17 protein-coding genes and 1 pseudogene are annotated in these 21,710 nt (G+C 60.1%); 9 read left to right on the top strand and 9 right to left on the bottom strand.

Annotated features, from left to right (window positions below):
* Positions 1-473 precede the first annotated feature (473 nt).
* The 7 genes and pseudogenes from RM530_RS10735 to RM530_RS10705 all read left to right on the top strand — a co-directional run bounded on the left by RM530_RS10735 (position 474) and on the right by RM530_RS10705 (position 12,877).
* Entirely contained in the window at positions 474-2,600 is a 2,127-nt protein-coding gene (locus RM530_RS10735) for a GTPase (protein WP_311365225.1), read from the top strand.
* Positions 2,600-4,321 (top strand): GTPase domain-containing protein, encoded by a 1,722-nt coding sequence (locus RM530_RS10730; RefSeq protein WP_311365224.1) that lies wholly within the window; start codon positions 2,600-2,602, stop codon positions 4,319-4,321. Before RM530_RS10735 ends, RM530_RS10730 begins: the two co-directional genes overlap by 1 nt.
* Before the next feature lie 66 nt (positions 4,322-4,387).
* Positions 4,388-4,543 (top strand): hypothetical protein, encoded by a 156-nt coding sequence (locus RM530_RS18985; RefSeq protein WP_311365223.1) that lies wholly within the window; start codon positions 4,388-4,390, stop codon positions 4,541-4,543.
* A 401-nt stretch (positions 4,544-4,944) separates the two neighbouring features.
* Positions 4,945-5,484: pseudogene (locus RM530_RS10720) on the top strand (transposase); the annotation flags it as partial.
* 1,118 nt (positions 5,485-6,602) lie between these two features.
* The gene (locus RM530_RS10715; RefSeq protein WP_311365222.1) at positions 6,603-8,588 is read left to right on the top strand and encodes an efflux transporter outer membrane subunit; all 1,986 of its coding nucleotides are present in this window, start codon (positions 6,603-6,605) and stop codon (positions 8,586-8,588) included.
* A gap of 18 nt (positions 8,589-8,606) precedes the next feature.
* Entirely contained in the window at positions 8,607-9,752 is a 1,146-nt protein-coding gene (locus RM530_RS10710) for an efflux RND transporter periplasmic adaptor subunit (protein WP_311365221.1), read from the top strand.
* A complete protein-coding gene (locus tag RM530_RS10705; RefSeq protein ID WP_311365220.1) occupies positions 9,749-12,877 on the top strand; it encodes an efflux RND transporter permease subunit in 3,129 nt (1,042 codons plus the stop codon). Before RM530_RS10710 ends, RM530_RS10705 begins: the two co-directional genes overlap by 4 nt.
* A gap of 21 nt (positions 12,878-12,898) precedes the next feature.
* Here the strand turns inward: RM530_RS10705 and RM530_RS10700 are convergent, their stop codons facing one another.
* Positions 12,899-13,588 (bottom strand): lipase family protein, encoded by a 690-nt coding sequence (locus RM530_RS10700; protein WP_311365219.1) that lies wholly within the window; start codon positions 13,586-13,588, stop codon positions 12,899-12,901.
* Between the two features lie 65 nt (positions 13,589-13,653).
* A complete protein-coding gene (locus RM530_RS10695) occupies positions 13,654-16,545 on the bottom strand; it encodes an Ig-like domain-containing protein (RefSeq protein ID WP_311365218.1) in 2,892 nt (963 codons plus the stop codon).
* A gap of 379 nt (positions 16,546-16,924) precedes the next feature.
* Between RM530_RS10695 and RM530_RS10690 the strand changes: the two genes are divergently transcribed.
* Positions 16,925-17,359, top strand: coding sequence for an FxsA family protein (locus RM530_RS10690; RefSeq protein WP_311365217.1), 435 nt, complete (start codon positions 16,925-16,927; stop codon positions 17,357-17,359).
* 132 nt (positions 17,360-17,491) lie between these two features.
* On the opposite strand, the gene RM530_RS10685 is transcribed toward RM530_RS10690, so the two are convergent.
* Positions 17,492-17,650, bottom strand: coding sequence for a YqaE/Pmp3 family membrane protein (locus RM530_RS10685; protein ID WP_311365286.1), 159 nt, complete (start codon positions 17,648-17,650; stop codon positions 17,492-17,494).
* A 118-nt stretch (positions 17,651-17,768) separates the two neighbouring features.
* On the opposite strand from RM530_RS10685, the gene RM530_RS10680 reads away from it, so the two are divergent.
* Positions 17,769-18,203, top strand: coding sequence for a PGPGW domain-containing protein (locus tag RM530_RS10680; protein ID WP_311365216.1), 435 nt, complete (start codon positions 17,769-17,771; stop codon positions 18,201-18,203).
* Between the two features lie 33 nt (positions 18,204-18,236).
* On the opposite strand, the gene tatC is transcribed toward RM530_RS10680, so the two are convergent.
* The 6 genes from tatC to hisA form a co-directional block, all read right to left on the bottom strand.
* Positions 18,237-19,001: a twin-arginine translocase subunit TatC gene (tatC, locus tag RM530_RS10675; RefSeq protein ID WP_311365215.1), complete on the bottom strand. Its 765-nt coding sequence runs from the start codon at positions 18,999-19,001 to the stop codon at positions 18,237-18,239.
* Positions 18,998-19,378 carry a Sec-independent protein translocase protein TatB gene (tatB, locus tag RM530_RS10670; protein ID WP_311365214.1) on the bottom strand — a complete coding sequence of 127 codons (381 nt, stop codon included), beginning with the start codon at positions 19,376-19,378 and terminating at the stop codon, positions 18,998-19,000. Before tatB ends, tatC begins: the two co-directional genes overlap by 4 nt.
* A gap of 23 nt (positions 19,379-19,401) precedes the next feature.
* Positions 19,402-19,623: a Sec-independent protein translocase subunit TatA gene (locus RM530_RS10665; protein ID WP_311365213.1), complete on the bottom strand. Its 222-nt coding sequence runs from the start codon at positions 19,621-19,623 to the stop codon at positions 19,402-19,404.
* Between the two features lie 9 nt (positions 19,624-19,632).
* The gene (locus RM530_RS10660) at positions 19,633-19,965 is read right to left on the bottom strand and encodes a phosphoribosyl-ATP diphosphatase (RefSeq protein WP_311365212.1); all 333 of its coding nucleotides are present in this window, start codon (positions 19,963-19,965) and stop codon (positions 19,633-19,635) included.
* A 74-nt stretch (positions 19,966-20,039) separates the two neighbouring features.
* Positions 20,040-20,810 carry an imidazole glycerol phosphate synthase subunit HisF gene (gene hisF, locus RM530_RS10655; protein WP_311365211.1) on the bottom strand — a complete coding sequence of 257 codons (771 nt, stop codon included), beginning with the start codon at positions 20,808-20,810 and terminating at the stop codon, positions 20,040-20,042.
* A gap of 23 nt (positions 20,811-20,833) precedes the next feature.
* Positions 20,834-21,565, bottom strand: coding sequence for a 1-(5-phosphoribosyl)-5-[(5-phosphoribosylamino)methylideneamino]imidazole-4-carboxamide isomerase (hisA, locus tag RM530_RS10650; protein WP_311365210.1), 732 nt, complete (start codon positions 21,563-21,565; stop codon positions 20,834-20,836).
* Positions 21,566-21,710 lie beyond the last annotated feature (145 nt).

The following is a 21,710-nucleotide window of genomic DNA, read 5'->3' as shown; positions in this document are numbered from 1 at the left end:
GCCCTCATCGCGTGCAGTTACCGTTGATGTGCTGGACACCCTTCTCAGTGTGTTGCGTCGATCATGGTGAGGACGAATGCTCCGTGGTCAAGGCTTGTCGGCCTAACTGCTTGCCCGACAAGCCTTTTCCGAGCATTTCACGCTGCCGCCGAGCGTCAAGGCCAAGCCCTTCGGGCGGCCTGCGGCCGACCTTGACGCTCAACAGCAGCTCGAGAAACTGGGCCTTGTCTTCCACCCGAAACGACATAGAGCCAAAATTCTGTACAGATTATACGTCTGATTGGCAGGTTAGGCGTCATCCTGAGGTCTAATAAGCGTTAAGCATACAAAAATGAGTGAATTAAACCTCTATCAGATAGGGCGGAAAAATTCATTTTGTCACGTATGAATAATCACGAAACAGTCAATGTGATTCAGACGGAAAGGGAATAGGTGTAGAAATTGAGTGAATTATTCATTGTGAGAATAGATATATGAAGAAGCTGGATGCTTATCGCAAAGCACTGAAGGATTGCGAAAAGATTGCTCAGGAAGAATTCAAAGCGGCAGTAAAGTTTAGTAAGCGTTGCGATCAAATTGTTAACAACCTAAAAAATGAATTTAACGATATTGCATGGAAGGCAGAACAAGTTACCGCCAAGGATCAGGTTGCGGCAAAGGGATTGACTGATATTCAAAGCAGCTTGGGTGCCGGTTATGAGTTGCTCAGGGCTAAGCAAGCAAAGGCTTTAGAACAGCAGAAAGAGTCACTAAAAAGCTTTAGTGTTATGTTGTTTGGTCGCACTATGGCGGGTAAAAGCACTATACGTGAAGCCATCACTGGAGGAGATGGATCAACTATAGGGATGGGGGCGCAAAGAACGACCCGAGACGTGCGTCAGTATGACTGGAATCATCTTCGTATTATAGATACACCAGGGTTTGGTGCTTATAACGGTGAGGAAGATACAGAGATAGCACGCAGCATTCTTGAACAATCAGATGTGATTCTCTTTTTACTCAGCGATGACAGTATTCAGGAGTCTACATTTACCGAGCTGAAATACGCCTATCAGTTGAACAAGCCTTTAATATTTGTTGTGAACGTGAAGAAAAACCTGGAGAAGAATGTTCATAGAAAAAAGGCGATAAAAGATACCGATAGCTATATCTACAATGCTTCAGACCTCGAAGGGCACAAGGAAAGGTTGCGAAATGAAGCTGCAAAGCTGGGGATGAACCCAAGATACATCCATATTGTCCCTATACACGCTCAAGCAGCTTTTTTGTCGACTCAGGAAGCCTATAGCGATCAAAAAGAAGATCTTTATCGAGTCAGTCGAATGGATAATCTTCTGACGCTATTAATAGATGAAATTACGCATAAAGGCCGTGCTAGACGAGTTCAAACGCTATTAGGATCGACATTAACCCATACGGATGATCTTGAGACATTGATTCGTTCCCAGAAAGAATCAGTGAAAGGGCTGCTCAAGGAATATGCTAATACCCAGAAGCGTGTTTATAAATGGCACGAACGCCAGTCAAAACGGGTGCCGGATAAGATTGAAAAAGATGTCGGACGCGCTTTTGCTCCGTTAATGAAGTCAATATCAAGTTTTGTTGATGACAATATTCAGTCTAAGTATTTTGGCAATAGACTTGAAGATCACATTGCTTCTTTTGATTTAGAAGAACGCTGCAAAAATGTGGCAAATAATATAGCTGAAGAACTTGCTTCTGATCTTGAACAATTCAATCGGGATATGGCTAAGAATATTGAGCTTGGTGGCAAGCTCAATATAGAGGGAAGTAAAATGTCATTTGATCCTTTTGATTATAAACGCATGAATGGTTGGACAGCAGCCGGGCTGGGTGTTCTTTCTGTCATTGCTTTTGCAAATAGCTGGAATCCCATTGGTTGGGGACTAGCAGCGGCAGGCTTCGTGTTTGGTTTGTTTCAAATGTTCTCGGATTCAAAAACCAAGAAGCTACAAATGGAAAAGCGTAGTCGAACTAAAGAGATTCGTGATGAAATTGCAGTGCAACGGGATAATTCGATTAAAGAAATCACAAAATGGTTTCACAAGGATATCGAACGAAAGCAGATACTTCAGATTAAATCGGACTTAAATGAGGTCTGCATGGGGCTTGAGATGTTTATTCAGTCTCTCGAAAAAGCGTTTCTCCAGCTTGATCAATTAGAACATGACATAAACGAAAGGTACTTGCTGCGGTCTATGGATATCGTGGCTTCAGATAAATATCAAAAACCAAAGTTTAAACGCATAGTCCGCCAACCCGGTTACGCTTGCTATTTCACCGTCACCAATCATTTTAAAGAGCCTGAGCTGCTCTCATCGTTGCAGACACTTTTGGGTGAGCGGGTTAGAGTGGTATACGAAAGCTCGGTAGAAAAGATGCTTTCTCATATGTTGGGTCTTAGAAAAAATAGGGCTCGAGTCGAAGGTGAAAATGGAGAGTATTTCATTTTTGCTAAAGAAGAAGATCTTGGCCGGATTATTGGAAAGCAGGGACGCAATATTATGTTGGCTGCTGCTATTTGTAATATCAAGTTATCTGCAAAACCAATGCATGAAATGAGTGAGGTTTGTCATTAATGGAAGAGTTGAAGTTTAATCAGGCTAAACAAATGGTGTCGGCATTTATCGCTGATTTGTCTAAGAGAAATGAGTTAACTGAACTGGGCCTCAGTTTTCCGAATCAAGACGAGTATCAAAATTCAAAGCTAAATATCGCTTTTGTTGGCCAATATAGCTCTGGGAAATCCTCTCTAATTAAAGGATTAACAGGACTTGATGACATTCCCATTGGCTCAGGCGTGACAACTGATCAAGTGACTAAGTATGACTACAAAGATCTGGTTGTATGGGATACCCCTGGCATACTTGCTGGTGAAAGAGAGCAGCATGATGAAGCATCATTTACAGCGATGGATCAAGCGGATTTGTTGGTTTACGTGATTACAAATGAACTGTTTGACGATGTTGTTGGGGCTGCATTTAGAGATCTATGTTTTACAAAAGGAAGAGAAAAAGAAATTCTTCTGGCAGTAAATAAATCTCAACGCGATTCAGGTACTGTGGAGACCAAATTAAATGGGATTGCTGAGGTTTTAGAACCCAGAATACCGGAAGACTTTCCTATTGTATTTGTTGATGCAGAGTCATATTTCGAGTCATTGGAAGAAGAGGATGAAGAAGATAGAGCAGAGTTAATGGCTCTATCCAACTTTAGTGGCTTTATCGAAGCTATTGACAAATTTTCCCAAGAGCGAGGTTTGCTAGGCAAGGTGACTACACCGTTAGCCGCTATACACACTCAGTTAGAAGAGTTACTAGGCAAATTGGCCGCTGAAGATCCGACGCAGGAAGCGCTGGTTGAACTGCTTCAGCAAAAGATGAGGATTTTAAAGACTAGTCAAAAGCAGCTTCAAGAGCAGTTTGATGGCAATTTAGCTGAAATGGAGCAAAATATTCTACTTATTGGTGATGAGCTGGCGGAGTCAGTGGATGATGGCCTCAACGAGGCGGATTTTAAGCAAGTACAGCTGCGCTCTGCAGATGATGTTCTTGCTCAAGTTAAGCAAACCCAGCTGAAACTTGAGAAAATCGTCGATTCAGCTTTAAGTACTCTTGAATCTGATCTGCAAGAGCTGGATACAAGCCCGCTAGCAGAGTCACTCAAAGCCGCTTTGAGCGATCATTTTCAAGCTACAGATCAACTTAATGCTAATGCAGATATTGATATTAAAACGCATAATGTCGGCGATAAATATGAGGGTTCGGTAAAAACACAGAAGACTCTTAAGTCTGCAGAGAAAGGATTCTCATGGTTATCAAATCAGGCGATCAATAAGACTGCTAAAGAAGGGACGAAAGCAGCATCGGGCAGCAACCTCCACAAAGCAGTTTTGGAGATAGGACACTTTTTTGGCGCCAAATTTAAACCTCATCAAGCTGTTAATATTACTGAAATAATTGGCTCAGCTGCGAAGTTTGTCGGGCCGGTTATGGCGTTAATCGGCGTAATCGTACAAATCAATGACGACATTCAACAAGAGAAGCGCGCTGCAGACCTAATAGCTGCTAGACGCGATATTAGGAAGAATTATCGGGAAATATTTCTTGAGTTGAAAATTGAGTTTGTCAAACGTATGGATGAGTTATCAACATCTTTCTATACGACTGAAATTCGCCATGTTTCTGAAGCATTGCAAGACTTACAGAGCACATCAGAAGCAAATATTGAACAGCGGCAACAAATTGAAAAGGCGATATCTGAATTAAACAATCTGCGCGATAGATTGGTCCTTGGGTAGAGCAACGGACGTCGGGGTCAGGTCTTGTTCCTTGCCAAATTTCTTTGGCTTCGCTACGTTCCCGGCATGGCCCGCCCTCTGCGTATCGAATTCCCCGGCGCGATCCATCATGTGATGGCGCGCGGCAATGCCCGTCAAGCTATCTTCCTCAATGACGAAGATCGCGACGCCTACGAGAGCGGACACCGACAACTTCCGCAGATCGGTGTGCACTTCGGGTAGCACTACTCGACTACTCGCCGGTAAGCCGGATCGCGCGAGGTGTGGATCGGCGGGCTGCGTCAAGGCGCAAGACCTGACCCCAATTGGTGACCCCGATTGGGCAGAATACCACCCGCACTTCAATCGAGGCCATGATCCCAATAACGTCGCTTACATTGCGAAGCCTCAACTACGAATCGATGACTTGGTTGCAAGCCTTCCAGGAGCAGGCGTCTTCTCGCGTTTCTTGGAGGGCGTTGGGGTCAGGTCTTGTTCCTTGCCAAGCGAGTGGGGTCAGGTCTTGCGCTTTGACGAGGGTCGCCGATCAATACCTTGAATAGTGCAGACCGGAGAGCGCGCCGATCTGAGAAAAGGTGCGGCAAGGAACAAGACCTGACCCCAAAGTTTGCAAGCCCCCGACCCGCATTGAACGTCAGGCAGCGGGCATGCCGCTGCCGGCGATGCTGGCCGATCTGCCGACGGTTTGCGATGTCGGCACCAAGCGCAACAGCCACGGCTTCAAGACCACCTGGATCGGCTACAAGCTGCACCTGGACGTGGCCGACGGCATGATCCCGATCTCGGCGGTGCTCACCTCGGCCAGCGTGCACGACTCGCAGGTGGCGATCCCGTTGGCGACGATCAGTGCGCAGCGCGTGACCCACCTCTACGACCTGATGGATGCCGCCTACTGCAGCCCGATCATCCGCGCGCACAGTCAAGGCATGGGCCATGTGCCGTTGATCGATCACAACCCGCGCCGTGGCGAGAAGATCGAGTTCGCGCCCCATGAAGCCCAGCGCTACAAAGAACGCAGCACCGTCGAGCGCGTCAATGCGCGTCTCAAGGATGACTTCGGTGCCGCACGTGTCAACGTGCGGGGCCCCGCCAAGGTGATGACCCACCTGATGTTCGGCGTGCTGGTCCTCGCCGCCGATCAATTGCTGCGATGGGTCACGTAGCCCCCGGCGTCGGACCCCATCCACACCCTCCGCGCGCGATGGCGCCGGGTTCACCGTGCCCGCCAAACCGAGACATGGACACTTCTTGACCCCATCGATATCCGGATTTCAGTCAAAGGCTTCCGGATTGGCCACAACTTGACCAGCGCGCCGCTGGCGCAAGCTCTCAACCCAACTTCAGCGGGAATTTCGCAAGACCCTCAGAGGGGAAAGCTTTTCAGGCGTACGGTAGAGACGACGCCGGATCGAGCGCAATGATGATCGCAAGGCGAGCGCGGTCGCGCCCCGTGCGGAGCGGGCAACGGTCAGCGGATGTCATCGGTAGTCGCTGTTCTCCTGTGCGGGTGCATGGCCGGAGCGCGATGGCGCTGCGGGTCTGCGGATCGGACGCGATCCGCGCCTGAGGCGTCAGCTGTCGGGTCTGCGGCCGACGCGCACGGCGACGATTCGCATGGGCCAGGCGCAGTGTGGGCAGCAGACGCCGGGACGCGACCGCCGGGCTGTACCGGATGGTTCGGGGCCGCTGCGGCCGAGTCGAGGCGGCCTCAAGCCCTGTCTTTCCGGATCCGCCACCGGCTTGATCCGGGGATCGAGGTCGCATCACGCTGTGCGGTTGGTGGCGGCGCGGGCCTGTGCCCGCTGCCGATCGCGCAGTCCTTGGCGCATGGGCTGCTTCGACATGATGCATCGCCCCGGAAATGCCACGCATTGGCCGGAAAACAAGTCGGTGAAGTCCGCGAGAGTCCAGGCGGAATCCCGCAATCCCGAACGCATGCGCAGTGGGCGGTGGTTTTTCGTAACAAAGTGTTAAGTCCGTCGGGCGTGATTCATCGTGCAAAGTCCCGCCCCCGGTTCCGGATTCGAGCATGGCGCGACGCCGCGAACCAAGCCCGACAAGGGGCGCGGCCAAGCGCTTCCAAGCCGAACGGTTTCCGGTCTGCGGATGCGGCGACGCCGGTGTGCGGTTCGATAGCGCCCATACTTTCGTGGCGCCGGGCAAACTGGCCTGAAATTTTCTTGCAAGGGCTTGGGTGCGCCAGCCTGGGACGTCCGGGAAGGGTCCGTATACTCGAATGCGGAGTTGGGCGCTCCGAATTCGAATAAGAAGGGGGTATTCAGTGCCGCAACGGTTTTCGCCGACGCCGGGAGGGTGTCGCGGCGGTCATTCTGGTGTTCGCGCGGTCGCGCAGGGGCTGCTGCTGGCCCTGCTGTGCGGCTGTTCGATCTTCCAGTCCGAAGCCCCTGAGTCGCCCGCGCCCGAATTGCCGACCGATTTCAATACGCACCTTGAGGGGGCGTCGCTCGCGGTCGGCGACTGGGTCGATGATTTCGACGATCCGCAGCTCGAAGCCCTGGTCGAGGAGGCGTTGAATCACAACAACAAGTTCCTCTCCGCCCTGTCCAAGCGCGATGCAGCCTCGGCCCAGTATGCAGCTGCGTTCGCCGGACGCCTGCCACGGCTGGACCTGCAGGCGCAGGCGCAGCGTCAGAAGTTCATCAACGACATCGTGCGCAGCAGCAGCGTGGATATCGAGCCAGTGGTGTATCCGACGCGCTTGATATTGGGCGCGGGCGTCAACTGGGAATTGGACCTGTGGGGCCGTGTCGCCAATCAGGCCAACGCGGCACGCGAGGAGGCCGCTGCGGCGATTCTCGATGTTCAGGCCGCCAGCTTTTCGCTGGCCGCGCAGACGGCAACGCAGTGGTTCGCGCTGGTGGCCGCTCAGCAGCGTCTGGCCCTGGCGCAGCGGGTGGCGGACTCCTATGGCGAGACCGTCAAGCGCAGCGAGGAACGCTATGAGCGCGGTCTGGTCACGGTGGTGGACCTGCGTCAGGCGATGGCCGAGTCTGAAGGTGCTCAGGGCGAACTGCTCGGGCGGCAGATCGAGCTCGGCCGCACGCGGCGTGCCCTCGAGGTGCTGCTGGGGCGCTACCCGAGCAATGAACTGGAGGTGGCGGGCAGCCTCCCGGCCTTGCCGCCGGCCGTCGCGGCCGGTGTGCCGGGCCAGCTGATCGAGCGCCGACCCGATGTTGCCGCCGCCGAATTGCGCCTGCGCGCGTCCGACCAGCGTCTGCTGGGGGCCAAGAAGAATCTGCTGCCGCGATTCAGTATCAGCCTCGGCGCCGGCACGCAGGCCAAGTATCGTGACCTGTTGTTTACGGACGATTCGGAAATCTGGTCGATCGGCGGCAACGCCGTGATGCCGCTGTTCGACGGCGGCGCGACGCGCGCCGGCATTCAGGCGCAGCGTTCCTTGATGGAAGACTCCGTGGCGCAGTTCCAGGACAAGGTGCTGTCGGCCTGCCTGGAGGTCGAGGACGCGCTGGCGGCCGAGCTGCTGATCCGCGATCAGGTGCAGCGCTCACGCAATGCCGTCGAGCAGACGCTCGCTGTGGAAGATTCGATTTCACGCCGCTTCGAGCTGGGGCTGGTCGATTTGCGCGCGGTGCTGGCGGCACGGCGCAGCCGCTGGCAGGCCGAACAGCGCGTGCTGGAAACCGAGTTGCTGGCGCTGAACAACCGCATCGGGCTGTATCTCGCCCTGGGCGGCGGTATCGCGGAACCGGGCGATGAGGATACGGACACCACGGATGCCGAACCTGATGTGGCCGACGATCAGGCCGAGGATGGCGCGGAAGCGGCCATCGAAATGCTCCCGATCAGGCCCGTGACCGACGAAGAGCTGCCCTCGGACCCGGCGCCGGCATGGGAAACCGTGCCGGAAAAGGAACCTGCCGCCGCCCCCGAGGCGCCCATGGAGTCCATGGATCCGATGGACAATTCCATCATGGAGCCGACCGAACCCGTGGTGCCTGTGGATGAATCCGTGGAGGTGCCGGTCGATGTTCCCGCGTCGGTCATCGAGCCGGAGCCCGAGCCGGCGCTCGATCCTGTTCCGACCGAGGCGGTGACCGGGATGCCGGCCGCCGATGCGGCGCTCAGCGTGCCCGAAGAACCGGTGGTCGAACCCATGGGGGCGGTACCAATGTTGGGCGAGCCGGTGACCGACGATCCGCCAAGCGCCAGCGAGGACGCTGAACTGGAAGCCGCGCGTCAGCGCAATCTCGAATCGTTGCTGGCCACCGACCCGGTTCAGCAATAAAGGAATCAGCAAAGCGCCATGAGTAAACAAGCGATCATTTCCGTTCTGGTGCTGGTGGTGTTCGGCGGCGCCGGATTTCTGATCTGGAAGAGCCGCGAGCCTGCGCAGCCGACCGAACCGGTGTTCGTGGCACCGACGGTCGAGATCGTAGTGGCCAAGGCGGAATCGCTGAGCCTGCCGGTACAGACGCAGGGCACGGTGGTGGCGCGCGCCGAATCCGAGATTACGCCCGAAGTGGCGGGCCGTGTGGAGTGGATGGCGCCGAATTTCGTGGCCGGCGGCAGCTTCAAGCCGTCCGAGGTGTTGTTGCGCATCGATTCGCGCGACTACGAACTGGGCGTGGAACAGGCCCGTTCGCGCGTCGCGCAGGCCGAGCTGAGGCTGTCGCAGATCAAGGCCGAAGCCGAGCAGGCTCGTGCCGAATGGGCCGCGTACTCGGATCAGCCGCCGCCGCCGCTGGCGGTGCGCATACCGCAGATCGAGGAGGCTGAATCCACCGCTGCCGCCGCCCGTGCCGACCTCGAACGCACGCAGCTTGCACTGTCCAAGACCTCCGTGCGCGCGCCACCGTATAGCGGCCGCGTACTGGGCGTGATGACCGGCCTGGGCCAGGTTGTGGCGCCGGGCCGGCCGATCGCCAAGGTGTTCAACATCGATTCGCTGGAAGTGCGCCTGCCGCTGACCGATCCGCAGGTGGGCCTGATCGGACTGCCGCCGCCGGGGCGTCCGATCGAGACTCCGCCGGAGGTGGAGCTGTCCACCTTGGTCGGTGGCAAGCAGCAGGTCTGGAAGGCACGCATGACGCGCACCGAGGCGGCGCTGGACCCGCGGACACGCGTGGTGTTCGGCATCGCCGAGATGCCGGATGATGCGGCCGAGAGCATGGGCTTCGGACTCAGCGTCGGCCAGTTCGTGCAGGCCACCGTCACCGGCTCGCCGCGCGCGGACGTCTACTCCTTGCCGCGTTCGGCCTTGCGCGGCGACGATCAGGTGATGATCGTCGATGCGCAGTCCAAGTTGCGTTTTCGCCAGGTCGGCGTGGTCAACAAGAGTGGCGAACGTGTCGTCGTGTCCTCCGGGCTGGATGATGGCGACAAGGTCGTGGTGTCGCCGATCGAGTTTCCGGTCGACGGCATGGCGGTGACGATCCGGAAGCCTTCATGAAAGCGGCGATTGCCTGGTTCGCGCGCAATCGCGTCGCGCCGAACCTGTTGATGGCGCTGGTGCTGCTGGGTGGCGTCTATGCGGTACCGCACCTGCAGCGCGAGGTCATCCCGGAACTCAAGCTGCAGCGCATTCAGGTCATCACCGCGTATCCCGGCGCCGGCCCTTCGGAAGTCGAGGATGGCGTGGTCGCGCCGATCGAGGATGCGATCGCCGATCTCGAAGGCATCAAGCAACTGGTCTCGGTGTCGGTCGAGAATCTCGGCACGGTGGTCGCCGAGATCGAACCGAACTACGACCTGCATCAGGTCATGAACCTGATCGACACGCGCGTCTCCGGACTGCGCAACCTGCCGCAGGATGCGGAACGGCCGATCATCAGCGAGCTGGTGTTCTCGCAGCCGGTGATGAACCTCACGCTCTATGGCGACGTCGATCCGCGCACGCTCAAGGCCTTGGCCAACAATGCGCTCGACGAGATTCTCACGCTGCCGAACGTGACGCGCGCCGAACTCATCAATGTGCGGCACGACGAGATCGCGATCGAACTGTCCGAATCTGCGCTGCAGAAATACGGTTTGTCGTTTGATCTGGTATCCAAGCTGATCAGGGCCAGCTCGGTGGATATGCCGGCCGGCGAGATTCAGACCGAGACCGGCGGCGTGCTGTTGCGCACCAACGCCAAGCGCCGTACCGGCGACGAATTCGAGGATATGGAGTTGCTGCGTGCGCCGGACGGTACGCTGGTGCGTCTGGCCGATATCGCGACCGTCAAGGACGGCCTGGCCGACGGCGATCAGGAGGTCAGCTTCGACGACAAGCCGGCGGTCACGATCCAGGTGTCACGCGTGTCCGGCCAGGACGTGCTCGACATCACCGGCGTGATCAAGCGCTACGCCGATCAGCTGAAACCACGGCTGCCGGAAGGTGTGAGCGTGGCGCTGTGGCGCGATTCGTCGAAGCTGTTCGAAAGCCGCATGGACACGCTGACCAAGAACGGTCTGCAGTCGATGGTACTGGTGTTCGTTTCCTTGCTGTTGTTCATGCGACCCTCGGTCGCTTTCTGGGTCACTCACGGCATCGTGTTCTCGTTTCTCGGCACGCTGCTGGTGATGTGGCTGCTCGGCATTTCGCTGAACATGGTGACGCTGTTCGGCTTCGTGCTGGTACTTGGCACGCTGGTGGACGATGGCGTGGTCGTGGGCGAGGCGATCTACAGCGAGCAGCGCGTCAACCGCAAGGGCGTGCAGGCCTCGATCATCGGCGCCAGTCTGGTCGGTTGGCCGGTGCTGGTTTCAGTGTTCACCAACATCATGACCTTCACGCCGATCCTGTTCCTGCCCGGCGTGCAGGCGCAGCTCTGGGCCTACGTGCCGGCGGTGGTGATCATCGCCTACCTGGTTTCGCTGGTGGAATCGCTGTTCGTGCTGCCGGCGCATCTGGCGCCGCTCAAGCCGATCGATGAAACGGTGCAGCACCGTAACCGACTGACGCGCATGCAGCGGCGCATCGCCAGCAGCATGGAACGCTTTGCGATCGAGCGTTACCGGCCCGCCCTGGATCGGGCGCTGGCCTGGCGCTGGGTGACGCTGTCGATCTTCGTCGGTGTGCTGTTGCTGACGCTGGGGCTGTTGGCGGGTGGCAAGATTCGTGTGAACTTCTTTCCGGCGGTGACCGCCGATTCGGTGGTCGTGGATATCACGCTCGAATCCGGTTCGCCGCGCAGCTATACGGAGGCGGCCGTCGATCGCATCGAGCAGGCGCTGCGCGAGGTGGTCACCGAAGCCGAGGGCAGTGAAGCCTCGATCCAGCACGTGATGCGATCCATCGGTCAGGCCGGCGGCGGTCTCGGCATCACCACCGAGACCGGCGCCAATACTGCGCAGATGTTCGTGGAGCTGTCACCGGCTGAGGAACGCTCGCTCGATGTGCAGGATCTGGCCGACCGCTGGCGTGAGCGCATCGGTGCCGTGCCCTACCTCAAAGAGCTGAAGATGAACTTTTCGCTCAACTTCCCGGGTGCGGATATCGAGATCAATCTGATGGCGCGCGACAAGGCGATCGTGGCGGCGGCAAGTACTGCGCTGCAGGAACGCCTGAGGCGTTACCCGGGCGCTACGGAAGTCAGCGACAGCTCGCGTGCGCCGCGAGACGAACTCAACTTCGACCTGCGCCCCGAAGCCGAGGCGCTGGGCCTGACCGTGGCCGACGTCGGCCGCCAGATCCGGCAGGGCTTCTTCGGCGAGGAAGTGCAGCGCCTGCTGCGCGGTCGCGAGGAAGTGCGGGTGGTGGTGCGCTACGACGAGCAGAGTCGCGAATCGGAGAACTCGCTGTCCGGCATCAATATCCGTACCTCGGACGGCGCGGCGGTGCCATTGGCGAACGTGACCGACATCGTGCGCGAGCAGAGCGATACGCTGATCACCCGTGTGGACCGGCGCCGCACCACGGTTGTCAGCGCGATGATCGATCGCAACAAGAACGACGCCAATCGCGTCCTTGAAGACCTTGAGACCAACTATTTGCCGCAACTGATGGCGCAGTACCCCGGCCTTCAATGGGCTTACTCCGGAACCAAGCGGGAGGAAGCTGAGGTCACCGGTGCGCTCTATGCCGCGGCCTTGATCGGTATCGCCCTGGTATTCGCCGCAATTTCGATCCTGTTCCAGTCCTATGTGCAGACGCTGCTGGTATTCACCGTGCTGCCGTTCGCCGTGATCGGCGCGATCTTCGCGCACATGGTGTTCGGCATCACATTGTCGATGCTGTCGATGGCGGGCATCGTGGCTGCCTTGGGCGTCTGCGTGAACGATTCGATCGTGCTGATCACCTATATCAACGAACGCCGGCGCGAGGGCATGAGCCGCGACGAGGCGATTCGCACCGCCGGCGTGCAGCGTTTCCGTCCGATCGTCCTGACCACGGTCACCACCTTCCTCGGTCTTTCACCGCTGCTGACCGAACAGGCGGCGCAGGCTCAGGTGCTGATTCCGATGGCGGTTGCGCTGTCCTTCGCCGTGCTGGTCACGACCGTGATCTGCCTGTTTCTGCTGCCGGTACTGGTCAGCCTGGTCTGGGTCGATGCTCCAGCAGTGGACGATGAGTCCGAGGAAACGGCCGCCTGAGCCGGTCCTCGGCGCAAGACTTCACTGAGCGGGCCTGAGCCAGCGCAGGCTCGGATGCACCCACTGCGGATTGGGGCGATAGAACGTCCCATGAGCGTGACCGGTATGAATCTCGATCTCCTCGTACTCACCGGGCGTGCTCGCGGCTTCGAACAGCGGCTCACATGAACGCCCCAGGGAATCGGTCGATTCTCGAATCGACAACATGCGCCCGGCGACATCGACATCCTCACGTTGGAACAGCGCTTCGCCGCAGGTGGCGAGGAATACGTAGTTGATGGCCGGGTCGTGCAGACGCGCCGCGGTCAGCACCGCGATGTAGCCGCCTTTGGAGAATCCGACCACGCCGATATTCGTCGCCGGTACACCGGCTGCGAGTAGCTGGCGCACCTGCGCGGCGACATGCGTCGCGAACTCGCCGATATCGGTATCCATCGGTCGATGCTCCGCGATCACCACGGCGCCCTGCGCCGCCAGCGCGTGGACGATGTCCTCGAATTCATAGCTTCCGAAGCGCGGATCGCTGGCCTTGGCGTTGCGCCCTTCGAAGATTCGCCCGTGCAGATAGATCAGATAGTGCTGCGTCGGATCGATGGCCGCAGGCACGCCCGGCAGCGGCTCGATGGCCTCGGCGGAGGCGAACGGACTTGCCAGAGCCCCCAACAGCAGGGCGCACAGCAGCGGACGGCGACGGATTCGCATGCGAGTCAAGGCGGAGAAAGAAAAAGGCCGCCGCATGATAGCGGCGGCCTCCCGGAGCCGCGACCCGCCGACGTTCAGGGCGCGGTGACGTCCGCCGCCGCGAAGTACGGGGTGGTGATGCCAAGCCCGTTGCTTGCCCACGATGCCCAGGAATTGCCGACACCGTCGCCGAGGTTGTCGGTGGTATCGCTGATGCTGTCGTAAGAGACCAAGCCGTGCGTCTGTACGAGCGCAACCGATGTCAGGTCGGTCAGATCGCCGATCTCGCTCAGGGCGTAGGCGTCTTCCTCGTAGGCCAGCGTCGGATCGAAGCAGCTTTCCGGATCGGCTACGAGTGTGGCTGGGGCCGTCAGCGTGGTGCCGTCGGACGACAGCGCCACCTCGGGCGCAGCGACATCGATCGTCTCTGCGCAGGTTTCAAGGGTGATGCTGCCGGCTTTGTTGATGGCTTCGTGGAACCGGAAGACGAAGTTGCTGCCGTCGTAGAACGCCAGCGTCATCAGCGGCGGGAAGTAGTCTCTCACCCGTACCAGAGCACGGGCCGCGTCGTCGGCCAGCAGGCCATTGAGATCGCGGATCACGCCGCCCAGATCGATCGTCGCTTCATCCGAGGCATTGGCGTCGGCCTCCAGCTGGAACAGGCTGTCGACGCGGTAGGTGAACAGAATCGTCGGCTCGCCATCTTCGGTCACCGCGCTGTTGAGGACGCCGAAGTTGCTGAGCGCGGCCTCGATGTCGGTGGTGTCGGGCTCGGCGCCTTCGACCAGCGAAATCGGTTCGGTGACGACGACACCCAGACGCGGGCCGATCGAAGACAGGAAAGCCATGCTGCCGGTCGCGTCCGCGGCCGTTTCCGTGGTGCCGAGGCTGTCGACGAAGGCCGAGGCCTGCAACATTTCATCGGACAAGCCCAGCAGTTCGTTGTCGCCCTGGAAATCATCGGCGTCAAATCCGGCCTCGCTGTCGTCCACGTCTGCGGCCTGCGGCGTAATTGGATAGATCACGAAGCCCGGCTCGGGGTCGGTGCCGTCGACGATCACACCGCCACCGCCGCCCTGGCCGCTGGTTCCGGCCGTGGCCGCCAGGACTTCGGTCAGCAGCTGCACGCCGACGGTCGGTGGCGCGATGTCATGCAGCGCCAGGGTCGCGGTGCCGCCCAAAATGGCGCTGGCGTTGCGCGACACGATCTTGAAGGTGTCGCCGTCCTGCAGCCGCGTTGCAGCGGTGCGTCCGGTCACGATCAGATCGAATTCGGTGGCGCCATTGGGATCAATCACATAGCGTGAGGTGCCGGCCGTCACCGGCCCGTCGTTCTCGGGGGCGCCATCCAGCGTGGCCACCGGGAAGAACAGGGCGTCCAGCGGGGTTCCGTTGCGCTCCACGGTCACCAGATAGTCGGCGGCTTCTGCGCTGGCCAACACGCGCACGCGGGCGATGTCCGTGAACAGCCCACGGCTGCCGTCGCCTTCCAGTGCATCGAGCAGATCCTGCAGGCCGTCTTCGGCGTCGGCGCTGTTGAGTTGCTCAACGTCGTCACTGTCGGTTCCGATGATGTTGCTGTACAGCACGCTGCCGCCGCTGGGCGTGGCCGCCTGACCAATGCTTTCGCCACCGACGACGGCCGTGTCGATCAGGGCCGAGGTGGTCACGAACGCCGCATCCTCCGGGACGCTGGTGCTCACGACCTGGCTCGGCAAGGCCGCGTCGGCAGTCGCGTCGGACGGCTCGAACGTCAGCAGGTCCAACTCGAACAAAGTCGCCGAGCTGCCGGAAAACTCGTCGTAGGCGATGGCATCGTTCAGTACGATCGGGTTTCCGGCGGTGTCCTTGAGCATGCCGCGCACGATCTGCACGGTCACCGCGGTGCCGCTCGGCAGCGGTGCGGCGGTTGCGATCGACAGGGTGTCTCCGCCACTGAGCGTGACGCTGTCCAGCGGCGCCGAGCTGATGTCCGGTGCGGTGCCGAGCAGGACCGTCACATCGGCGGCGGTGATCGTCGCGGCCATTGCTTCGCTGAATTTGATCCTGAGTTCGTTCGGGGGAACGCCGGTAACCGAGGAATCCAGCGGCGCCGGGTCGCTGTCGGGATTGACGACGCCGACCACCGAGGTCACGAACGGCGAGACGCCGTCTTCCGTCGCATACGGCGTCAGGAACACATTGGCGAGCGTGATGCTGGCCGTATTGGTCTTGAGTTCTAGCGCATTGGGGTCGTCATCGACCTCGGCGATCAGGCACGGCGGCGCGCTGCCGCTGAGGCCGTCGATGCTGTAGCCGGCCACCAGCACACGCACGCAGGAGTCGTCCGCCACGCCGCTGAGGGTGAAGCTGCCGCCGGCCTCGCTGTCGGTGCTGATGGTGGCCGCCGCGCCGTAGGTCAGGGCGATGCCGGTGGTGTCGGCCTGCTCAAAGGCCGTGATGATGAATTCGGCGCTGACGATGCTGCCGACGACCGCGGAACCGGTACCGGTGTCACGCAGCACACCGCTGATGGTGGTCGCCGTGGCCGGTAGCTTGACCGGACCGGTATCCACGTTGAACTCGTCGAGGAATACGTCATTGCTGCTGCCGATGCCGCTGATTGGCTGTGCCGAAGGGGACACAGCCACGGTGCCGGACAGATAGCCGGCAGGCGGTTCCAGGAACAGGGTAAGCGGCGACGACATCGAGTTCTGCGTGCCGCTGACGACCACGCCCGCGAGGGCGAACTGACCCTGGGCATTGGTGACCGCCGAGACCTCGGCGACGCCGTCCGAGCTGGTGTTGCCGGTGTAGTGAACCGTGACCCCGGGGATCGGGTCGCTGTCGCTGTCGAGGATGGTGCCGGTGACGGTGCCGCTGAGATCCTCGATCTCCTGGATATCGTCGTCATCGTCCGGTGACTCGCACGCGAGTAGAGCGACGGCGACCAGCGCCACCGATACCCAACGAAAAACGCTCTGCACGCTGCCTGCGCTGCACCCCATGACCCCCGCCCTCCCCGGAAACTTGGTTTTTGCCGAATTTCTGCAGTCTGTCACTGCGACTGAACTCTCGATATTTCCTTGCACAAGTCCGGCCAAAACCGGAACCGCACAAGCTGGCGTCGCGTCCTGCAAGTCAATATTTGTCGACCTTGACCCCGAAATTCCGCGCCTATGGCCGTGGACACTAGCATCGGCGAGGAAATTGCGACACCGCCCGCCGCCACTGTCGAAAGGTTTCGTAACAAATTCGCACGCCGCCCACTTTCGCGGCGGGCGGCATTTCGTCAGACCCTGATGCGGCGCGCGGATCGCACTCTTTCGGGGCGGTTCCAATGCCGGCCGACTGGCATTCCGTGGCCACTGCACCCATATTGGGGACATGGCCGGAAGACTGCTGTTGCTGTTCATTGCGCTGCCGCTGGCAGAGACTTGGTTGCTGATCGAGGTCGGCAGCCGTATTGGCGCATTGCCCACGATCCTCGCGGTGATCACGACCGCCGTGATCGGCAGTCAGCTGATACGCCGACAGGGCATGGAAACCCTGCGCGAAATCCAGCGCCGCCAGCAGCGCGGCGAAATCCCGGCCGGACCGATGCTGGAGGGCGTGGCTCTCCTGATCGCCGGAGCGTTGTTGATCACGCCCGGTTTCATCAGCGATACCCTGGGTTTTCTGCTGCTGGTGCCGCGGTTGCGTACGCGACTTGCACGCGCATTGCTGTCCCGGGTGTTCGTGATGCGTGGTGCCGCCGGATTTGACGCAGGCGCCGACCGATCCTCCGAAACCATCGAAGGGAAGTTCCGGCGCGAGGACTAACGTGAATCACGCGCCGCGTGCGCGGCCGGTGTTTTGCCCCGGAACGCCGCGGCGGCCGCTTGTGGCATGGCCGTCAGGCTTGCATGGAACGGCCCGGTTCCGCGCCCTGTTCCCACACAAGCGCTGTGGCTTTCAACGCTTGGCGATGATCCACACGGCGTGAACGATGCCTGGAATGTAGCCCAGCAGCGTCAGCAGGATGTTCAGCCAGAATGCGCCAGCGAAACCCACTTGCAGGAACACGCCGAGCGGCGGCAGCAGAATCGCAACGATGATGCGGATCAGGTCCATGGAATAACCGGTGCTCAAGTGGACCGCCACCATGCGCCTTTTCATCTGAGCCGGCACTGAAGCCCACGGCCACGCTCGCGCTCATCTGGGCGAAAGCTGCGCCCGTCAGCATGGGCCGATGAGCGAACCGGAGTCTCCAAACCTGTCGACGCGGCTGCGTTCGCGCTGGCGTTCGTTTGCGGACGCAAGGCCGGGCCATCGGTTTGTGGAGCAATACCATCGGCGGCGCCGCGTCCGCAGCAGTACGCTGGGCAGCCTGTTCGAGATCCTGATCGGCATCGCCCTGCTGGTGGTGGGGCTGACGATGCTGGTCACGCCCGGACCGGGCATCGTCATGCTGTTGCTGGGCCTGAGCCTGCTGGCGCACCACTCGCTGTGGGTTTCGAGCGCGCTCGACCGCGCCGAGCTGCGCTTGCGTCAATGGGGTGCATGGCTGCGTCGCCACTGGCAGACATCGGCGCTGTCGCGCCTGCTGATCTGCTTCGCGGGCTTGTTGCTGACCGGGCTCATGGTCGGTGCCGCGGTGCTTGGGCTGATGCTCTATCGGCAATGAGCCGGGCCTGGAACCGGCGGCCCGTGGTGGGATTCATTCGCCGCGGCGTTGCGCTTCGACTTCGCGAGCGCCCGGCACGAGGATGCGAGCCCACACGATGCCGATCTCGAACAGCAGATACGCCGGTCCGGCCAGCAGCAACTGCGAGAAGATGTCCGGCGGCGTCAGGAACGCGCTGAGCAGGAAGGTGCCCACCAGCACATAGGCGCGCTTGGCCGCGAGATCGGCGGGCGTGACGAAACCGGTCTTGACCAGCAGCACGATGGCCACAGGGGTTTCAAACGCGGCGCCGAAGGCCAGGAACATCGTGATCACGAAGTCGAGGTAGCGCGAGATGTCCGTCATCACGGTGACGCCTTCAGGCGCAACCTTGACGAAAAAACCGAACACGATCGGGAACACCACGAAATAGGCGAACAGCATGCCGACATAGAACAGCGCGCTGCTGGTGGCCAGCAGCGGCACCACGAGGCGTTGCTCGTTCTTGTAGAGCCCCGGCGCGATGAATGCCCATGTCTGGTACAGCACCCACGGCAGCGCAATGACCAGCGCCGCCAGGCCGGCGAGCTTGAACGGGGCGAAGAACGGCGAGGCCACCTCGGTGGCGATCATGCCGGTGCCGGCCGGCATCAGCTGCATCAGCGGTGCGGCGACGATGCGGTAGAAATCCTTGGCGAAATAGGCCAGCGGAATGAACACGATCAACACGCCGATCAGTGCCCGCAGCAGGCGTGTACGCAGCTCGAGCAAGTGCGCGATCAGCGGCTGCTCGCCGCTGCTGGAAGCGTCCTTGCTCATGCCGCGGGCGGCTTCGGCGGCGTAGCGTCAGGCTTGGGCGCGGATTCGATCGCGGCGTCGACATTGCCCGGTTTGAGGGATTCCTCGTCGGCCTTCGGTCGGATCGACCGCTCGGCCTCGTCGGCCAGCTGGCGCACCTGCGTCTTTGCGATCGTGGCCTGTTCGCGCACGGCGCGATTGGCGCTTTCGACCTGTTCCCGCAGCTCCTGCACCTTGACCTCACGCTCGAGTTCTGCGGTGAGATTGCGCATGTAGGCGCGCGCCTGTCCGCTCCAGCGACCGAAGGTGCGTGCCAGACCCGGCAGGCGCTCCGGGCCGAGCACCACCAGCGCGATCACCGCGCACAGGAACAGTTCAGAAAATCCGATATCGAACATGCGCCGAATCCGAGCGTGAACGCCTAGCTGGAGGTCTTGCTGTGCTGCTTGCTGTCTTCGGTCTGGGTCTCGGCCTTGAGGTGTTCGACATTGCGCTCGGCCTCTTCCTCGCCATCCTTGACGGACGACTTGAAGTTCTTGATCGCCGAACCGAGATCGCCGCCGATGTTGCGCAGCTTCTTGGTGCCGAACAGCAGGACGACGATCGCGAGCACGATCAGCAATTGAGTCAGACTTGGGGCCATGGTGGTCTCCTATTGGCCGCCCCGGGCGGCTTTCTCGTCGAGTCCGGAACGGCCCATGCGCCGTGCCAACTCCTTGGTGATGTCGTTGAGCGAAATGCCCGTCTGTGCCGCCAGTACCAGGCTGTGGAACCACAGGTCGGCGAGCTCGTAGGTCAGAGCCGCACGATCCGGATTCTTGGCGGCGATCAGCGTTTCCGCCGCTTCTTCGCCGAGCTTCTTCAGAATCAGATCGATTCCGCCGTCATACAGCCTGGCGACGTAGGAGCTCGACGGATCGGCCTGCTTGCGGGATTCCAGCGTCTCGAACAGGCGCTGAAGCACGTTTTCGGGAGTTTCGGACATTGGGGTGCAATCGTACGCTTCTAACAAGGCGCGCACGAGTCAGTCAGGACACGCGCCGCAGCGCCTCGTTTCGACTACAGGCGGACGCGGACTCCGCGTTCGGCCAGATATTGCTTGGCTTCCGGAACGGTATGCGTGCCGTGGTGAAAGATGCTGGCGGCGAGCACCGCATCGGCGCCACCCGTCACCAGTCCTTCGTAAAGGTGTTCGAGCTTGCCGACGCCACCGGAGGCGATCAGCGGCACCGGCACCGCATCCGAGATCGCCTGTAGCAGTTCCACGTCATAGCCGGACTTGGTTCCGTCCTTGTCCATGCTGGTCACCAGCAGTTCGCCCGCGCCCTTGGCCACCATTTTCTCGGACCATTCGATCGCGTCGAGACCGGTCGGCTTGCGGCCACCATGGGTGAAGACTTCCCAGCGCACCGGCTGCCCCTTCTTGTTGACGCGCTTGACGTCGATCGCCACTACGATGCACTGCACGCCGTAACGCTCGGCCGATTCGGTGACGAGATCGGGGTTGTGCACGGCGGCAGTATTGATCGAGACCTTGTCGGCGCCGGCCGACAGCAGGGCACGCACGTCGGCGCAGCTGCGTACGCCGCCACCGACCGTCAGTGGCACGTAGATCGTGCGCGCGACCTGCTCGACGGTCTGAAACAGTGTGGGCCGCTCGTCGCTGCTGGCGGTGATGTCGAGAAACACCAGTTCGTCCGCACCCTGCTGATCGTAGCGATAGGCCACTTCGACCGGATCGCCGGCGTCCTGGATGTCCTGGAACTTGACGCCTTTGACCACGCGGCCGCGGTCGATGTCCAGGCAGGGGATGATGCGTTTGGCGAGCATGACTTGGTGTAAGCGCTGAGGCGCTATTCGCCGGCGACGATCTTCATCGCGTCGGCCAGCTTGAAGCTGCCTTCGTAGAGTGCGCGACCGATGATGCAGCCGGCGACGCCGTCTTCTTCGAGTTCGATCAACTTGCGGATGTCGTCGAGGCTGGATACGCCGCCGGACGCGAACACCGGCGTGTTGACCGAATCGGCGAGTTCGCGCGTGGTCTCGGCGTTGAAGCCGGTCATCATGCCGTCGCGGCCGATGTCGGTGTAGATGATCGCCTCGACGCCGTCCTTCTCGAACTGCTGCGCCATTTCCATCGCGGTGTGATGCGACAGTTTGCTCCAGCCGTCGATGGCGATGCGTCCGTCCTTGGCATCGAGGCCAACGATGATGTGGCGCGGATATTCCAGACACAGATCGCGCAGGAAATGCGGTGCGTGCACGGCCTTGGTGCCGACGATCACGTACTGCACGCCGGCGTCGAGGTAGCGCAGGACCGCGCCTTCGTCGCGAACGCCGCCACCGACCTGAATCTCGATCTCGGGGCAGGCATCGCAGATACGGTGGATGACATCGGTGTTGACCGGTTCGCCCTTGAGCGCGCCGTCCAGGTCGACGACATGCAGTCGTTGCGCGCCTTCGTCGACCCAGCGCCGCGCCACGGCGACGGGATCGTCGGAAAACACGGTGACATCGTCCATCTTGCCTTGGCGCAGGCGCACGCACTGGCCATTCTTGAGGTCAATCGCGGGGATCAGGAGCATGACACAGGCGGCAGGACACGAGAGCGGTTCGCGGCGGCAGGCCCAGAGGCCAGGCGACACAGTCGTCCGGCGCAAGGGCTTGGAGTGGGCTTCTGGCTGGCTTCGGTTTGGAGAAACAGGCAGTCGGAACGTCGTTGCGGTCAAT

Source organism: Banduia mediterranea, from assembly GCF_031846245.1.
GTDB classification, from domain to species: domain Bacteria; phylum Pseudomonadota; class Gammaproteobacteria; order Nevskiales; family Nevskiaceae; genus Banduia; species Banduia mediterranea.
The sequence above is the reverse complement of the archived record's forward strand: the minus strand, read 5'-3'. Positions and strand labels throughout refer to the sequence as shown.

Coding starts and splice junctions, on each gene's coding strand:
- RM530_RS10690 (WP_311365217.1), top strand. CDS start 16,925: ATGGCCGGAAGACTGCTGTTGCTGTTCATTGCGCTGCCGCTGGCAGAG.
- RM530_RS10730 (WP_311365224.1), top strand. CDS start 2,600: ATGGAAGAGTTGAAGTTTAATCAGGCTAAACAAATGGTGTCGGCATTT.
- RM530_RS10695 (WP_311365218.1), bottom strand. CDS start 16,545: ATGGGGTGCAGCGCAGGCAGCGTGCAGAGCGTTTTTCGTTGGGTATCG.
- RM530_RS10685 (WP_311365286.1), bottom strand. CDS start 17,650: ATGGACCTGATCCGCATCATCGTTGCGATTCTGCTGCCGCCGCTCGGC.
- RM530_RS10710 (WP_311365221.1), top strand. CDS start 8,607: ATGAGTAAACAAGCGATCATTTCCGTTCTGGTGCTGGTGGTGTTCGGC.
- RM530_RS10660 (WP_311365212.1), bottom strand. CDS start 19,965: ATGTCCGAAACTCCCGAAAACGTGCTTCAGCGCCTGTTCGAGACGCTG.
- hisA (WP_311365210.1), bottom strand. CDS start 21,565: ATGCTCCTGATCCCCGCGATTGACCTCAAGAATGGCCAGTGCGTGCGC.
- tatC (WP_311365215.1), bottom strand. CDS start 19,001: ATGAGCAAGGACGCTTCCAGCAGCGGCGAGCAGCCGCTGATCGCGCAC.
- tatB (WP_311365214.1), bottom strand. CDS start 19,378: ATGTTCGATATCGGATTTTCTGAACTGTTCCTGTGCGCGGTGATCGCG.
- RM530_RS10705 (WP_311365220.1), top strand. CDS start 9,749: ATGAAAGCGGCGATTGCCTGGTTCGCGCGCAATCGCGTCGCGCCGAAC.
- RM530_RS10680 (WP_311365216.1), top strand. CDS start 17,769: ATGAGCGAACCGGAGTCTCCAAACCTGTCGACGCGGCTGCGTTCGCGC.
- hisF (WP_311365211.1), bottom strand. CDS start 20,810: ATGCTCGCCAAACGCATCATCCCCTGCCTGGACATCGACCGCGGCCGC.
- RM530_RS18985 (WP_311365223.1), top strand. CDS start 4,388: ATGGCCCGCCCTCTGCGTATCGAATTCCCCGGCGCGATCCATCATGTG.
- RM530_RS10665 (WP_311365213.1), bottom strand. CDS start 19,623: ATGGCCCCAAGTCTGACTCAATTGCTGATCGTGCTCGCGATCGTCGTC.
- RM530_RS10735 (WP_311365225.1), top strand. CDS start 474: ATGAAGAAGCTGGATGCTTATCGCAAAGCACTGAAGGATTGCGAAAAG.